Source organism: Cryobacterium breve (assembly GCF_027594785.1).
In the GTDB taxonomy this organism is placed as follows: Bacteria; Actinomycetota; Actinomycetes; order Actinomycetales; family Microbacteriaceae; genus Cryobacterium; species Cryobacterium breve_A.
Genome location: NZ_CP075584.1, coordinates 3063187 through 3079052, shown reverse-complemented (window position 1 = coordinate 3079052; position 15866 = coordinate 3063187). Strand labels below are relative to the sequence as shown.

Annotated in this window: 16 protein-coding genes; 11 read left to right on the top strand and 5 right to left on the bottom strand. The window is 63.1% G+C overall.

What is annotated here, in order from left to right; all coding sequences use genetic code 11:
• Positions 1-11 precede the first annotated feature (11 nt).
• The 5 genes from KIV56_RS14980 to KIV56_RS14960 form a co-directional block, all read right to left on the bottom strand.
• Positions 12-1343: a hypothetical protein gene (locus tag KIV56_RS14980; protein ID WP_281534066.1), complete on the bottom strand. Its 1332-nt coding sequence runs from the start codon at positions 1341-1343 to the stop codon at positions 12-14.
• Between the two features lie 10 nt (positions 1344-1353).
• Positions 1354-2076, bottom strand: a complete 723-nt coding sequence (locus KIV56_RS14975; protein WP_281534065.1) for a hypothetical protein — start codon at positions 2074-2076, stop codon at positions 1354-1356.
• A gap of 48 nt (positions 2077-2124) precedes the next feature.
• Complete coding sequence (locus tag KIV56_RS14970) at positions 2125-4611, bottom strand: glycosyltransferase (RefSeq protein WP_281534064.1); 2487 nt, start codon at positions 4609-4611, stop codon at positions 2125-2127.
• A 113-nt stretch (positions 4612-4724) separates the two neighbouring features.
• Entirely contained in the window at positions 4725-4958 is a 234-nt protein-coding gene (locus KIV56_RS14965) for a hypothetical protein (protein ID WP_281534063.1), read from the bottom strand.
• 37 nt (positions 4959-4995) lie between these two features.
• On the bottom strand, positions 4996-6705 hold the full coding sequence (locus KIV56_RS14960) for a hypothetical protein (RefSeq protein ID WP_281534062.1): 1710 nt from the start codon (positions 6703-6705) through the stop codon (positions 4996-4998).
• 225 nt (positions 6706-6930) lie between these two features.
• Here KIV56_RS14960 and KIV56_RS14955 point away from each other — a divergent pair, with 225 nt between their 5' ends.
• The 11 genes from KIV56_RS14955 (at position 6931) to KIV56_RS14910 (ending at position 15860) form a co-directional block, all read left to right on the top strand.
• On the top strand, positions 6931-7203 hold the full coding sequence (locus KIV56_RS14955) for a hypothetical protein (protein ID WP_281534061.1): 273 nt from the start codon (positions 6931-6933) through the stop codon (positions 7201-7203).
• 40 nt (positions 7204-7243) lie between these two features.
• Positions 7244-7708: a hypothetical protein gene (locus tag KIV56_RS14950; RefSeq protein ID WP_281534060.1), complete on the top strand. Its 465-nt coding sequence runs from the start codon at positions 7244-7246 to the stop codon at positions 7706-7708.
• Positions 7630-8130 carry a rhamnan synthesis F family protein gene (locus KIV56_RS14945; RefSeq protein WP_281534059.1) on the top strand — a complete coding sequence of 167 codons (501 nt, stop codon included), beginning with the start codon at positions 7630-7632 and terminating at the stop codon, positions 8128-8130. Before KIV56_RS14950 ends, KIV56_RS14945 begins: the two co-directional genes overlap by 79 nt.
• Positions 8131-8230: 100 nt before the next feature.
• Positions 8231-8863: a rhamnan synthesis F family protein gene (locus KIV56_RS14940; protein ID WP_281534058.1), complete on the top strand. Its 633-nt coding sequence runs from the start codon at positions 8231-8233 to the stop codon at positions 8861-8863.
• Entirely contained in the window at positions 8766-10091 is a 1326-nt protein-coding gene (locus tag KIV56_RS14935; RefSeq protein WP_281536176.1) for a glycosyltransferase WbsX family protein, read from the top strand. The genes KIV56_RS14940 and KIV56_RS14935 overlap by 98 nt, the downstream gene beginning before the upstream one ends.
• Before the next feature lie 97 nt (positions 10092-10188).
• Positions 10189-11331 carry a glycosyltransferase family 2 protein gene (locus tag KIV56_RS14930; RefSeq protein WP_281534057.1) on the top strand — a complete coding sequence of 381 codons (1143 nt, stop codon included), beginning with the start codon at positions 10189-10191 and terminating at the stop codon, positions 11329-11331.
• Between the two features lie 224 nt (positions 11332-11555).
• The gene (locus KIV56_RS14925) at positions 11556-12338 is read left to right on the top strand and encodes an ABC transporter permease (protein ID WP_281534056.1); all 783 of its coding nucleotides are present in this window, start codon (positions 11556-11558) and stop codon (positions 12336-12338) included.
• A 20-nt stretch (positions 12339-12358) separates the two neighbouring features.
• On the top strand, positions 12359-13036 hold the full coding sequence (locus KIV56_RS19930; RefSeq protein ID WP_348648404.1) for an ABC transporter ATP-binding protein: 678 nt from the start codon (positions 12359-12361) through the stop codon (positions 13034-13036).
• Positions 13008-13598, top strand: a complete 591-nt coding sequence (locus KIV56_RS19925) for a Wzt carbohydrate-binding domain-containing protein (protein WP_348648403.1) — start codon at positions 13008-13010, stop codon at positions 13596-13598. Before KIV56_RS19930 ends, KIV56_RS19925 begins: the two co-directional genes overlap by 29 nt.
• A gap of 52 nt (positions 13599-13650) precedes the next feature.
• Entirely contained in the window at positions 13651-14496 is an 846-nt protein-coding gene (locus KIV56_RS14915; RefSeq protein WP_281534055.1) for a glycosyltransferase family 2 protein, read from the top strand.
• The gene (locus KIV56_RS14910; protein ID WP_281534054.1) at positions 14496-15860 is read left to right on the top strand and encodes a glycosyltransferase family 4 protein; all 1365 of its coding nucleotides are present in this window, start codon (positions 14496-14498) and stop codon (positions 15858-15860) included. The genes KIV56_RS14915 and KIV56_RS14910 overlap by 1 nt, the downstream gene beginning before the upstream one ends.
• The last annotated feature ends 6 nt before the right edge of the window (positions 15861-15866 follow it).

The window sequence follows — 15866 nt, the reverse complement described above, 5'->3', positions numbered from 1 at the left end:
TCGAACTGACGTCACATCAGCAGGGCAGCCAGAGCGGCGAGGCTGCCCAGTCCCAGAACGGCGGACCGCCCGAACCTGGAGAACCGATAGAAGTACAGTCCAAGGGCCGCGAGAAATCCAGGGACCAGGACGAGACCGTACCGAGCCGGCAGCGGGAAGTAGAACCCGACACTCGCGCGCACAGCGAGCGACAACGCCGGCCCCATTGCCAGCGCGGCGAGCAAGACCGCCAGTGCGACGCTGGTGTGCGCCACAGGGCGCGACCTCCAGTCGATCAGGATACCGATCAGCGCAGCGATCACGAGGATCGTGAGCAGATTCCCCGTGAGCACCCCGAGGACGTTTGCGACAGCATCCGTGGATCCGATGGACCTCAGGAATCTGAAGGCTTCCGTGACCAGGGAGGTGAGTGAGAGCGGCTGACGTACGGAGTCGACGACCGCAGATTTCGCGTTCGCCGGGGTCGCCAGGACTCGGAAGACCAGCCAGGCGGCCTGGGCGCCGACGCCCGCGATGAGGGCGACGACGGCGGCGATTGTCCGGCGGTCCACCAGGGACCGCACCACGACCGGGTGTCGTGAACCCCCGCGTTCGGAACGATGCGCCTCCATGAACGTCCAGGCCACGACGCCGACGACCGCGGCCCCCACTGCCGCAAGATTCTGAACCTTGAAAAGAACCGCGACCGCGCTGATCGCGGGCAGCCACGCAACGTGAATGCGCCGCCGCGCAACCAGAACCGCTACGCACCCGACGGCCGCCGCGACGGCCAGAGTCGGAGCATCGGTACTCAAATATGTTGTCGCCCACAGGACCACAGGCGTGGCGATCACGCTGAGTGAGAGACCGAGGGCTATCGCCTTGTCCACCCTCAGGAGGCGGAGAAGCGCGTACGTCAGGCTGAGTCCGAGAGCAAGCCAGAGGCCGCCGACGAGGCGCCCCGCGTCGAGCAGATCGACCCCGAACCAGGTCAGGGGCTGAGCTGCCACCCAGGTGGCCGCGAAATAGAGCGGGGTGTAGATATCGGCGCCCGTCCCGCCGTCGTACGGATATTTCTTGTCGTCCTGGTGAGTCCCGGTATTGCAGCCCTCCCCATACGCACCGTAGTTCAGGACGCCGCGACAGCTGATGGCATTCCGCGCCACGTCCCCGGTCTCCTCGCCCGACCGCACCAGGCCCTCTGTCGGGACCTTCGCCAGGTAGTCCAGGTAGACGTACTCGTCAAAAGGAGAGATCGGGCCATGAGCCGTTGCGTGCACGGTGACGAATCCGAAGGAAACAAGGATCAGAACGATGAAGGGTAAGACCGAAGACCTGAGGATGCGCGTGACGGAAGTGCTCATTGAACTCAATCTAGTCGACGCGAGCGCAGCTCAAGCGGACCCTGGCGTCCGTGGCACCGGACGCCCGCCTGAACGGACCGGTGCCCGAGGCCGATGGCCGGAAGGTCAGGGTGCGGGCGGCAGGGTGCAGGACAGTCCCGCCAGTGCTCCGGGGTCGGAGCTCGAAGCGGTGACACGCACAATGCCGTCCACAAGGACCGTGCAGGCTCGAGTGGGTCTGGGTTCCGTCCAGCATGACGTAGGCGACGAGGGAACCGTAGGGAATCGGGCCGCGAACGGTGGCCGTGACTGTCCACGGGCTGCCGTCGTGAGGCATGAGTTGGCCGAGTGCGTCGCCGCTCCTCCAGCCGGGAGAGTCGCCGTCTCTGAACCACGCGACGTCGGTCAACGCCAGTCCGTCGCTCGCGATCTGATAGGTGTACACGTGGGTGGCGTTCGGGTCGTTTGCAGGCTCCGATTCGCCCACAGGCGGGGTTTCGAGGGCCGGCGGCGACGTTATCGCCTCCCCGGCCGTGACGGCCTCTGGCGCGGAGGTGTGCGGCGCGGTCGTGACCTGAGGCGACGCGGCCAGGTCAGGTCGGGGTGTCCCCGTCGAAGAAGCCGAGGGATGGGAAGACACCGCAGACGGAACGGCGGCAGGCGTCCCGCCGGCGCACCCTGCCAACAGGAGGCCGCCTATCAGGAACGTCGCCGTTCGGATGATCGTCTTCATGCCTGCGCTGCCGTTCCCCATGACTGGATCGTACCGTCCTCACGCGGAATCCATGGTCCCCACTAGTGGTCACCTGCTGTGCCGGATGCGACTCCTGATCTTCTTGATGACCACGCGGGGGCCACCGGCGTTGAGATAGTGGACGAAGAGACCCACATCGTGACGGATGCCGTGCTTCTTGCGACGAAGCTTCGGCCCGCGCTTGCGCGAGCCGTCCCCGGCCCCGACGACACCGCTCTCGATGAGGTCCGGTGCGTGCACGGGGTGCTCGACGAACGCGACGAGGGGTGCAAGCACGGTGCCCCACTCGTAGGAAGAACGCACTCGGTCGATATTCACGCGTGCGGCCCGAATGAAGTCCTCATCGAAGAGCACCTTCTCGATCGCGGCGGCAAGCGCGGTCGCGTCCTCCGGCGGCACGACGACGCCCAGTTGTTCCCGTGCGATGAGTTCCGCGAAGTGGTCTCCCTCGGTGACGACCATCGGAAGTCCGGCCCAGAGATAGTCGAGGATGCGAGTTCGAAACGAGAAGGTCGTCTCGACATGCACAAAATGGGTGCTTACGCCCGCGTCGGCCTCACCGAGGAAGTTGTGCCTGTCGGAATAGTCGACCCAGGAGGGATTGAAGAAGACGGAGCGATCAAGCGCACCGAGTTCGCTCGCCAGAGCACGCGATTCCGCAACGATTCCCATCTCCGGGACACCGGGATGCGGGTGCTTCGTCCCCTGGAAGAAGAGCCGGACGTTGTCGTGTCGCTCCCCCACTTTCGAGACCGCACGGATCAGGGTCTTGGGATCGAACCAGTTGTACAGTCCGCCGCTCCACAACAGAACCTTGTCGTCTCGGCCGATGCCCGGGAGCACTCCCTTGAGGACTGGCCGCGTTTCGGCGGGAAAGACCTCGTTGAGCCCGAAGGGCACGACGCAGATGAGATGCGTCAGGTCAGGGTCGTTCGCGTAGTTGGCCGGGTTGACCCGGCCGAGGGCGGCAAGCTGGCCCAGATAGAACTGACGCTGGCGCTCGGACGCACACAGGAAGAAATCTCCTCGGCTCAACTGCTCGTTGAGCACCTCGGTCGCATCGGTGACCTGCCGGTCCCACTGTGCCTTGCCCAGTTCCCGACCCTGCTCGAGCTGTTCGAGGTGCATGGGGTCGTACACGTCCGCGACGATGATCTTCTTCGATGTCCTCAGCGAGTCGAAAAGCGCCATCGCCAGTCCCTGGAACACGATGACATCGCTGGCCGCTTCGAGGTTGCGCATGGCCCGGTCGTCGCCCGGTCGCACGTGCACCACGTCGAACGGAGCCGAGACGGCCTCCACCCCGGCGAGGCTGACGAGAGTGACCACGCTCTTCTTCGACAATGCCTCGGCGATGTTCCACGCACGGATGGCCGGGCCCGCCATCTTGGCACCGATCGGATCACCGGTGATGACCAGCACTCTCGTGACCTCAGGCGACTCGGTGACCCCGAATGCCGTTGCGATCTTGTCGTAGCCCTCGAGGTAGTGCTCGGATTGGTAGGAGGGCGCATCGACTTCCCCGAAAAGCTCCCAGATCCGGTTGTCCGCCACGACCCGGCTCGACTGGATCTCTTCGCGAGAGGCCGTCAACGACGGCAGGTTTTCCACGAACTGGTCGATGGCGAAGACACCGGCGACGCTTTCCCGTGAGATCTCGATCAGCGGATCGTTGTCGCCGCCCTTGCGCAGGTCGAACGACGTCGAGTCCAGATCGCCTCGTGACACTGCGCGGCGTACCGCCAGGGCAAGAGTCGCGGGCAGCATCCGCGCCAACGCTTCGGAACCCAGGTTCTTGTACTGCGTGAACAGAGCGTTGCGCTCGAGCAGATACGTCTCTTTGAACGAACCGAAAGAAGACATCGAAGCGTGGTGCTTGTGGTACGCGAGCGATGCAGGCTCATAGACGTACCGCCAGCCGCGCAGGTTGAGCCGCCAACCGAAGTCGACGTCCTCGAAGAACATGAAGAACCGCTCGTCGAATCCGCCGAGCGCGTCGTAGACGCTGCGGCGTACGAACATGGCCGAACCGGTCCCGAAGAGCACGTCGTGCACCCGGTCGGCTTCCGCCGGGATCGACTGTGCGGTGAGGGGCTTGTACCCCTGCCCGAACCACGTCATTGCCGATCCGATGTAGTCGACCAGCTTGCCGTCCCAGTCGAGTACCCGGCTGGCGACAGCCCCGATGGTCTGGCTCTCGTCGAAGCGCGCGACAGCAGCGCGGATCCACCCGGGATCGGGCTTGGCATCGTTGTTCAGGAAGGCCACAAACTCCCCGGAAGACTGCCTGACACCGAGGTTGCAGCCTCCCGCGAACCCGAGATTCTTCTTCGATTCCACGAGTGTGACCTGGGGAACGGCGGACCGAAGACGGGCAAGGCTGTCGTCCCCCGACGCGTTCTCGACCACGATGATCTCGAGGCGTTCGGCCGGCCAATCGAGTTCCCCGAGCTGACGGATGGCTTCGATGGTGTCGTCCGTCCCCCGAAAGTTCACGAGAATGACGGAGACGACTCCCTGCTGCTGATTTGGCATGCAAGCCTTCCTGTTGGTGCGGGCAGGTCGAATTCTACCAAGCGGCCGAAGCGAGCTCCGCAGCCGTCACTGCGCGACGGCCGGTTCCCCCCGCCCGTGCCGCGCGGCGGCGGCTACGGGGCAGTGACCGTCAGTGTCTTGCAGGCGAGCAATTTCTCGGTTCCGTTCACGCAGACGGAATATGTGCCTGCCGGCTTCTCGATCGTCACATCGAAGCCGTGGTTCGGTCCGCTGCCCGGGTAGTATCCGTCGAACCAGCTGAGGGGTACGTCGGCCTTGTAGGCACCGCCAGCACCGTCGAAATTCACCCAGATGTAGGACGAGGATTTCGGCGTCGTGAGATCCACGGACCAGCCCCGGAGCCGAACGCCTCCGGGAACGGACTCAATCGAGTCGACGCTTCCGGCCGCGGACACAGCCACGGTGACATTCCTGCAACCGAGGAGCGCGACAGGCTCCGCTGACGCACACACGATGTGTTCCTTGCCGTGCCGGTACGTGAATGTTGTAGCCGTTCCCCTGACCGATGCCGGGCAGATACCCCGGCAACCACCCGACCGACGTGTTCGTGCGGTACGCCGCGCCTATTCCGTCGACATCCACCCAGACGAACGACGAGTCCGGACGTGTGTAGTCAGCGGACCATCCTGACGCGACGATACCGCCGGTCTCCGCGGCGACGCTGTCGAGCGCGCCCGTGCCCCGCGGGACGACGACGGATTTACAGGAGAGCAATGTGCTCGTCGTTCCGTAAACCCCGTACACGCAGACGTTCCTCGATCCCGGTTTCGCCCGGACGAGGGTGTTGAAGCCGTGGCTGACTCCGGAGCCCGCGAAATAGGAATTGGTCCATGGCGTCGAATCGCCGGCCAGGACTGGGCTGCCGACGCCGTCGACGTTGACCCAGATGTACGACGGTTGGGTCGTGCCGAAGTCGACAGACCACCCGGCGATGTCGACGCCACCCCACGTGCCCGCCGCACTATCGACCGATCCGGCCCCCGCGGGGACATTGACCCATCTGCACGCGATCAGGCTCAGCGTTCCCGTCACGCACACTTCGTGGTCACCGGCGGTCGCTGGGATCGTCTCTGAGAAGCCGTGGCTCGGTCCATAACCGGGGAAGACGAGGCCAAACCAGCCCAGGGACTGGTCGGCCCGTGCCGGTGCGCCCTTGCCGTCGACGTTCACCCAGATGTAGGACGACTGCGTGTTGTTGGGATCGATCGACCACCCCGACAGGGTGATTCCCTTGTACACACCGCCGACGCTGTCCAAACTGCCGTACGGGTTGGTCGTCGTGGAGCCGAACCAGTCCGTGTACATCCTCCAGAAGTTGCGATTCCCGTAAGAGGAACAGCCATCGCCCGTGCCATACAGATTGGCCACCGCGGCAGCGTTCGGCTGATACGGAGTGTAGTAATACAGTGCAGCCGTCGCTGCGTTCCGGATCCGCACGGGAGTTGAACCACAGGCGGCATCGGGGTGGAACAGGACGTTCGAGACGGCGCCGACGGGATACCAGGTGAATCGCTGCGACGTTCCGGGCGGATTGCCGTACCGCTTGAATTGCCATGCCGAGTTGTACACCTGATTGTAAAATCCGAAGTACTGGGCGTCACACGGCGCCGTGTCCGGACACGCGTATCCCATGGCCCGGTCGTACCGCGACTGGGTGGGTGCGGAAGCAGAGACCAGTGACTGTTCTTTCTGCAGTGTGACCAGCAGCACCTTGGGGCTGATCGTGCATGCCGCAGCGACCTTCGCGATGATCGCCGCAGAGCTCTCGTTCGCAGCACCCTGATAGGAGCCACACATCTGGTCGCCCGACCGCGACCATGTCGATTGCCGGTAGTCCTTGAGGCAGGTGTAACCGGACGCGCAGTCCGGTCCCTTGCTGTTGAGAAAACTCTGGATCTCGGACTGGGACATTGCGGACCCGGCATAGAAATTCGCATCGCTGATGATGTACCCGGGGTCGAAGTCGCTCCCGGTCGCCGCAGACGCGGCATCCGTGCCGAGGGACACCGACAGCGGTACGAGCAGTGCCACAACGAATGCGATCGCTGCCGTCATGCCGATGGTCAGCTTCATGGCAGCTCATTTCGGTCGTCGATACTCGAGACGTCGAAGGACACTTTCGGGCGCTGAGTTCGACTGGAGAGGAGGCTCTCCGGTATGAGCCTACGTTGATAACAGGGTCTCGCACGAAATCCGACAAATACATCCCCAAGGCTGGGGGCAGGAGGGTCGATCGGCCCCGGGACTATCATCGAGAAGTAAACTTAGCCAGTCAGCACGTGCGACAGATCGGTTCTCATGACCTCAGACCCCAGCCCGCAGTCCGCAGAGGGCACGGACTTGTCGAGCGCTGCCGAGATTCGTGAGGCGCGCCTGGAAATTCGTGCGCTCCGCGCCGAACTCGCCACGGTCGCGCCAGAGATCGCCGACCTGAAGCGACAAATCACCGCGGCCAGAGCCCAGGGCGAGCGATACCGGCAGCAGGTGGAGATCCTTCGCCGTTCGAGGTCCTGGCAGATCACCCGCCCGTTACGCCTGTTCACCCGGCGCGCCAGCAATGCCCGTCGGTAGTCGACGGGGGTCCGCTTCGACGCGGGTCCTCGACGCGACCATGCCCTCTGTTCGCATCGAACGCGGTTCTGCGAAGCTTCCGGAGACCGAGCGGGTCGCCATCATCGCCAGCTACGGCCCGGACGATTCCGTCTCCAGGTCGCTGCCGACCCTCACGGCCGAATTCGAACGCAACGGCTACACGGTCATCATCGTCCGGGCGTCAGAAAACGACCGACCGCTGCGGTGGCCGGACGCACCGTCCACCAATCCGACGATCGTCCGCAGGTCCAACATCGGCTATGACTTCGGTTCCTGGGCCGTCGGACTCGCACTGTTCCCCGCCATCCGCACCAAGCCGTTCGTCATCCTGGCGAACGACAGCCTCGTCGGACCGTTCGCGAGCCTCACCCCCTCATCGAGAGCTTCGAGGCCAGCACGTCCGATGTGTGGGGTGCGACCAACACGACCCAATTCTTCGCACACATTCAGAGCTTCTTCGTGGGCTACCGATCCGGGATCCTGAGCGATCCGGCCCTGCGCCAGTTCTGGTCGGAACTCGAGATAGAAACCGACAAGCGAATGATCATCCAGCGCTATGAACTGGGCCTGAGCCAGTTGCTGTTCGCTGAAGGTCTGACGACGTCGGCATGTTTCGAATCAGAACGTACCGTCATGGCCGGGCAAAATCCTACGATGCACGGATGGAAGAACCTGATCCAGTGCGGCTTCCCCTTCGTCAAACGGGAGGCTCCTGACCAATCCGGCGGTCGTACCGGATGGCAACACTGTCCCGGCCGTCGTTCAAAACCACTTCGGGGTCGACCCCAGAGACTGGCTGTAGGCGCCAAGCGCCTGAGGAACCTAATCTATGAAATCACCCATTGTGTCCGAATTCAGACGAATCGCCAGCAGAACGTTCGGCCGGTTATCCAGAATCGTCGCTGAGCCCGTCGAGCCCAGACCGCACAGATCACATCCAGCGGACTTCCGGACCTGGGTCAACAGGCGATCCGGTCGCTTGAGGCCCAGCATTCCGCAACCCTGGGTGGGGCTGGCCCACACGCCCGCCGCGCACAGCCGAATTGCCGTCGTCATGCACGTGTACTACACCGATCTCGTCGACCAGATCCTCGCGGAGCTTCAGCACATCCCTGTGCCGTTCGATCTCATCGTGACGAACGCGAGCGGGCAGGAACTCGATCTCGACACAAGCCACCTGCCGCTGCTGTCACATCTCACACTTCTGGATGTCGACAATAAGGGCCGCGACATTCTTCCCCTGATCTCGGTGGTCAACGCAGATCTCCTCGAAGCGTACGAACTCGTTCTCAAGATCCACACCAAGAAGAGCGAATGGCGACAGGGCCACGCCGAGCTTGGCGGCGATGGCGCCGGCTGGCGCGACGGTTTCATCGAGGGTCTCCTCGGTTCGAGATCCAATGTCGAAAGAATTCTGTCTGAATTCGCCGAAGATCCCAGCCTGGGAATCCTGACGACGGACGGGAACGTGTTGGGCGCGGAGTTCTGGGGAGGCGACCAGGAAATTGTCGCTCAGATACTTCTTCGGCTGCAGGCTCGAGCTGGCGGACAGGCGCCTACGGTTCGCCGCAGGGTCGATCTACTGGGTTCGGGGCTTCGTCCTCCAGGGGCTGCGCGCGCTGAACCTGGACGCGGATGATTTCGATGAGGAATTGGGCCAGATCGACGGCACGACGGCCCACGCGGTCGAGCGGATCATCGGCATAGTGACCGAAGAGGCCGGGTATTCACTCCGCACGCTCGGCGACCTGGCCGTGGAAGACCAGCGGGCCTGGAAGCATTTCGAAGCCGATGTGGAACGAACGCCGAGGGCTCGCGTCGTCCCGTTCTACCTCCCGCAGTATCACGCCTTTCCCGAGAACGAGTCCTGGTGGGGCGCTGGCTTCACGGAATGGTCGAACGTCGCGGCGGCCACGCCCGTCTTCTTCGGCCACAACCAGCCGTTCCTCCCCGCTGACCTGGGCTTCTATGACCTCTCCAATGACATCGTCCGGTCAAAGCAGTACGACCTCGCGCGTCTGGCCGGCATCGAAGGGTTCATGTACTACTACTACTGGTTCGCCGGTAAGAAGCTCATGGACACCCCGGTCGAAAATCTCCTGGCCACCACGGACAATGCACCCTTCTGCATCATGTGGGCCAACGAGAACTGGACGCGACGATGGGACGGCAGTGCCGACAACGTCCTGATCGCACAGGACTACGACGCAGTCCCGGCCACTCAGTTCATCCATGACGTCTTGCCTCTCATTACCGACCCCCGGTACATCCGGGTGGACAACAAGCCCCTGATCTCCGTGTACCGGGTCACCCAGATTCCGGACCACGCCAACGTCCTCGCATACTGGCGGAAGGTGGCACTGGAGGCCGGGCTCGACGGGCTCACAATCGTCACGGTCGATGTCGGACGCAGCATGGACGGCATTGACGACAATCTTGCCGACAACGGTCTCGACGCCTTTCTTGAATTCGCTCCCCACAATCGGCAATGGACGGCACAGCCTCGCGAGCACCTGGGAGTGGAACCCCGATTCGAGGGCAACATCCTGAGCTATGCAGCGATGGCGAGCGATTCAGAACTGCAACTTCGGAAGCCCCTGGACGACCACAGGTACCCCGGCGTGATGGTCAACTTCGACAACACGGCCAGGCGCCAATGGCAGCCTGACCTTTGGTACGGTTCCAACCCGTACACGTTCCGTCGCTGGTTCAACTCGGCCGTCTCAGCGGTTTCAGAACGCGAGCGCGACCACAGGATCGTCTTTGTCAATGCCTGGAACGAATGGGCGGAGGGCACCGTGCTCGAGCCGTCGCAGCGTTTCGGCCGGACCTACCTCCTGGCCGTGCGGGACGTGCTCTTCCGCTGATCGAAATGCGGGATCCTTGACAACTCTGTGACAATTGGTGTGGCGAAGCCCCTCCCGCTGCAGATTCTAAGAAAGCTCCAAGTCTATGAAGATCGTTATGACACTCATGGTTCGTGACGAAGCGGACATCATCGCTCCCATGATCGACCATCATCTGAGTCAGGGTGTCGACCTGATCATCGCCACCGACAATGGTTCCGTGGACGGAACTGCGGAGATCCTCGAGGGCTACGCAGCCGAGGGCAGGGTCGTCTTGCTGCACGACCCCGTGCACCGCAAGCAGCAGGGAGTTGTCGTCACCCAGATGGCTCGCGATGCGGCATCGAAGTACGGAGCCGACTGGGTGCTCAATGCGGACGCAGACGAATTCTGGCTGCCGCGCCTGCCCGGCCGAACCCTCCACGATGTCTTCAGTGAGATCGACCCGGGCATCCGCTCCTTCCTCGTCAATGTGATCGATATGACGGGGCCACCCGCCCTCGTCGGAACAGGCCTGCAGCGACTCGTCTATCAGGACCTGCGCACCGTCGAGGAGATGAACGCGGTCGGCCTGCACGCACACTCGACCCCGAACGCCGTTCACGTGGGCGACCCGAACGTCTCCGTCGTTCAGGGAAATCATCTCGTGAGCATCGGGAGTCAGGGTGCTCCGCCACCCGAACTCGAAATCGAAGTCCTGCACTTCCCCTGGCGTTCGTGGGATCAGTTCAGCCGCAAGGTCGACAATTCCGGTCGGGCATACCTGAATTCGAGCGGATTGAAGCCCAGCCCGAATCACCACGGCATGCGCGACTTCCACCGGCTTCAAGACGGCACCCTGTACGCGTCTTACCTGTTCCGGCACCCGACGCCCGAAGAATTGACCGCCGGACTCGCAACGGGCTCCTTCGCACTCGAGCGCCGCATTGCGGATGCGATCGTCTCCCCCGTCGCGGACGTTGCCGTCGATGCTGAGCAGAGCACACACGAGCGGGCATTCGGCAAAGTCATCAGCGGCCTGGAATTCCAGATCAGGAACCTGAATTCGGGGCTGTCCGATAAGACAGAGCTCACCATCGAACTTTCGGACCGCATTTCGGTCCTGACAGAGGAGATCGCCTCACTGACCCGGCAATTGGCTGAGTCGGCCGCGGCCTCGGCGCACATTCAGGAACTCTACGACGCGCTGCACAATCGGAAGGTCGTTCGGGCCGTCGATCAGGTCGCTGAGGCGATCTCAAAACACAGGCCACGCCGGTAACAGCCGCCGACTTCGGGGCTCGTGACGTCACAAGTCCGCCTCAGGAGGCAACGCGTATACTTACCCAGTCCCCCCGTTCCTCCCGGAAATGAAGTGAATGTCAATGTCTTCTGAACAGCGATTCGCGGATCTCGCACAACAAGAGCTGGGTGATGGTTGGCTCCGGGGCGAACAAGGGACGTGGCACCTGGGAATCGATCCGGGAGATATTGGCCCATCGGGAGATGCTCGCACTGCTTGTCCGGCGCGACCTCAAGTCCCGCTACAAGGACAGTGCACTCGGTTTCGTCTGGACATTAATTCGACCGCTGACCCAGCTCTTCATTTATTACGTCGTGATCGGTAAATTCCTGTCCGCTGAGCGGGGAATCCCCGAGTTCGCGATTTACGTGTTCACCGGGCTGACCGCATACGGCCTGTTCAGCGAGGTTATCGGCGGAGGAACCGCCTCCATCGTGGGCAACAGCGGACTGATCAAGAAGATCTATCTGCCCAGGGAAGTGTTTCCGCTCGCAAGCGTCGGGTCTGCTCTCTTCAATTTCCTGATCCAGTTCGTGATCATCCTGGTGGCCACCGCCGCACTGGGCAGCTTTCCGGCCACCCCCGATTTCATCTACTTCATTCCGTCGTTCCTCGTGCTGCTGGTCTATTCAACGGCGTTCGGGCTCTTGCTGTCTGCCGTCAACGTCTACCTTCGTGACGTTCAGTACCTCGTCGAAGTGATCCTGCTCCTTGCTCTCTGGGCCTCACCGGTCGTGTACTCCTGGTCCATGGTCAAGGGGATTCTCGGTGGCGGGCTCGCACTGCAGATCTACACGAACAACCCGATCACTCTCGGTGTCCTCGGCTTCCAGAGGTCGCTCTGGCTCGGCGGTCAGGGTGTTGCCGAATACCCGTCCGATCTCATGATGCGACTCGGCGTGGCCTTCTTCATCGGCGTGGTGCTGCTCCTCATCTTCCACCGCATTTTCACCCGGATCCAGGGAAACTTCGCACAGGCACTATGACAATCAATTCGGAGAACCCCATGACTCTTGTTGAAGACGAAGAGACCCTTTCCGTCCCGTCGACCCCGGACATTGTCGTCATCGACAACGTCTCCAAACGCTTCGTGCTCCGCAAAGACAACTCACTGAAAGAGCGCCTCGTCACCTTCGGGCGAAGCGGACGCCGGCACCGTGAGATCTTCTGGGCGCTGCAGAATGTCAGCACGACGATCCAGGCCGGGCACACCGTGGCGCTCATCGGGCACAACGGTTCGGGCAAAAGCACCCTGCTCAAGGTCATCGGCGGCATCCTCGACCCCACATCCGGACAGGTCTCGCGTCGAGGACGGATCGCTGCGTTGCTCGAGCTTGGTGCCGGCTTCCATCCCGACCTGACCGGCCGCGAGAATGTGTTCCTCAACGCCTCGATCATGGGCCTGAGCAGGCAGGAAACCGAAGACCAGTTCGAGGACATCCTGTCGTTCTCCGGCATCGGCGAATTCATCGACACACAGGTGAAGTTCTACTCCTCCGGCATGTATGTACGACTGGCCTTCGCCGTCGCCGTACACACGAACCCCGATCTGCTCCTCGTCGATGAGGTCCTCGCCGTCGGTGACGAAGCATTCCAGCGGAAGTGCCTCGACAAGATCCGGTCCTTCCCAGGAGGAAGGCCGCACGATCATCCTCGTGACCCACTCCCTCGGACAGGTCACTGAACTCTGCGATCGTGCGATTCTTCTGAACAAGGGAGAGGTCGTCTTCGACGGAGAGCCCCGGGAAGCCGTTGCCCAGTTCCGGGACATCCTCGAAGGCCGGCGGATCGCCGAGGACACGACCAGCTCGGCCCCCGCCCCGACCAAGGAAGCCAAGATCCTTGCGGCGAGGGCGCACGCCGTGAACCGCGCACCCGGGCTGCCTCTCCGCCAGGGCGACGACCTCATCATCACAACCGATCTGGAATTCTTCCTGGACGCGCCCGACGACTGGATCTGCGCTGTCCAGATCGACAACACACTCGGCCAGGTGGCATACGGCACCACGACCAAACGCATCGGTATCCGGCTCGACAAGATGGCGGGCACTCATTCGATGCAGTTCACCCTCCACGACACGCGATTCGGAACCGGCAAGTACTTCGTGAACGTCTCGCTCATGGACTCGGCGGGCCGGCACTTCGCCGACTTCCCCCAGTCCTGCTCGTTCGTGGTCGCGAACAATCCGAAAGCCGCGGGCGGCATGACCTATATCGAGCCGTCATTTGCGGTCCTCGGGTCATAGGCCGGACGAAGAACCGCACGACGCGTACCCTCTTCTAGCCGCGAAAGGCACCATGCCACACTCCGCCGTCGTCATCACGGTGACCCACAACACCGGGACGACCCTGGAGTCATTCCTTCAGTCGCTGATCGACTCCGACGGCGGGCGCCCCGATGTGGTCATCGTCGACAACGCGTCAGACGACCTCAGCGTGGAGCGACTGGCCGCGAGCGCCTACGGCGCGCGCTTGATCGAACTGCCCGACAACCGCGGGTACGGAGCCGGTATCGCCGTCGGCGTCAAGGCCGCCGACGCAGTCGCCGATCTCCTCGTGATCGCGAACCCGGACGTCGTCTTCACGCCGGGCGCTCTGGCCGCCCTCATCGCCGCGGCGGACGACATTCCGGGCGCTGGCGCCATCGGACCGAGAATTCTGGACGCCACGGGCGCCGTCTATCCCTCTGCCCGACAGCTCCCGTCCCTCGGCACCGGGATCGGGCACGCCATTCTGGGGCGGATCTGGTCCACCAATCCGTGGTCGCGGAAGTATCGGGCCGAAGGTGAGTACGGGGCGGAGCAACGCGACGCCGGCTGGCTATCCGGTGCCTGCCTCCTCGTTCGCCGGACGGCATACGAGGCCGTCGATGGTTTCGACCCCAGCTATTTCATGTACTTCGAAGACGTCGATCTCGGCTCCCGCCTGTCCAAGGCCGGGTGGCGCAACGTCTACTACCCCGAATCCGTGGTGGTTCACACCGGCGCCCACTCCACGTCGAACAACGCACGTCGCATGGAACAGGTGCATCACGATAGCGCGTACACCTACCTGAGTCGCCAGTACCCCGCGTGGTATCAGCTGCCGGTTCGTGTCGCACTCAAACTCGCGCTCTCTGTGCGGCTGTGGTGGGTGACTCGCTGATGGCCGCCGACCTGCCGAAGAGAAGCAAGATCCTCATCGTCACACCGGACACCATCGGGACACGGATGGCCGGACCCGCCATTCGCGCCTGGGAGATTGCCCGGGTGCTTTCCGACGTCGGACAGGTTCGCCTGGCCTCCACGATCGGCGCTACGGGAACACATCCCGACTTCGGCATCGTCTTCGCCGCCCACGACGCGCTGCGGCCGCACGCGGCATGGGCGGATGTCATCATCACCCAGGGACATATCCTGCGGAGCCACCCCTGGCTGAAAGACCTCGACACGATCCTCGTGGCCGACATTTACGACCCGCTGCACCTCGAACAGCTCGAGCAGGGTAAAGACCTTCCCGAGGCGGACCGCTACGCGGTCGCAGTCGACTCCGTCGAAGTGATGAACGACCAGATGGAACGGGCGGACTTTATGCTCTGCGCGTCCGAGAAACAGCGTGACTTCTGGCTCGGCCAGCTCGCCGGCCTGGCCAGGATCAATCCGGCCACCTACGACCAGGACCCGACTCTCCGATCGCTCCTCGACGTCGCCCCGTTCGGCATCGCCGGCACCCCACCGGTCCAGACGAGCCACGGCATCCGCGGAGTCGTCGACGGCATCGGCATGGACGACAAGATCATCCTGTGGGGAGGCGGGATCTACAACTGGTTCGACCCGCTGTCCCTCATCGAGGCGGTCGCCCGCATTGCGGAACGTCACGACAACGTGCGGCTCTTCTTTCTCGGCGTCAAGCATCCCAATCCGGACGTTCCACAGATGGAGATGGAGCGACGAGCGAGGGAGCTCGCGACGGATCTCAATCTGATCAATCGTTCCGTATTCTTCAACGAGACCTGGGTTCCGTACGAGCAGCGGGCGAATTTCCTGCTGGACGCGGACGTGGGAGTCAGCACACATTTCCCGCACATCGAGACACAGTTCAGCTTCCGAACGCGTCTGCTCGACTACCTGTGGGCTTCCCTGCCGATCGTGAGCACCGACGGCGACATCTTCGCAGACCTGATCCGGCAGTACGACCTGGGTGCCACTGTGCCCGCCGAGGACGTCGATGCGCTCGTCGAGGCGCTCGAAGCCGTGCTCTTCGACGAGACGGCGCTCGCGAAGCGCCGCGAGCGTGTTCAGGCTCTGGCGGAAACCATGACCTGGTCCAAGACCCTGCTGCCTCTGGTCGCCTTCTGCACCAATCCCCGCAAGGCCGCGGACCGTGAGTACGGCGTGATCTCGCAGCGCAATCAGATTCTCGCGGATGTCCGGAAACGTCTGGCCGGTGTGGAAACGAGCTCGTCCTGGCGGGTCACGGCGCCGTTGCGCTGGGCCGGGCGTACTATCGCCGGGCTTCGCAAGCGCTAGCCGCCG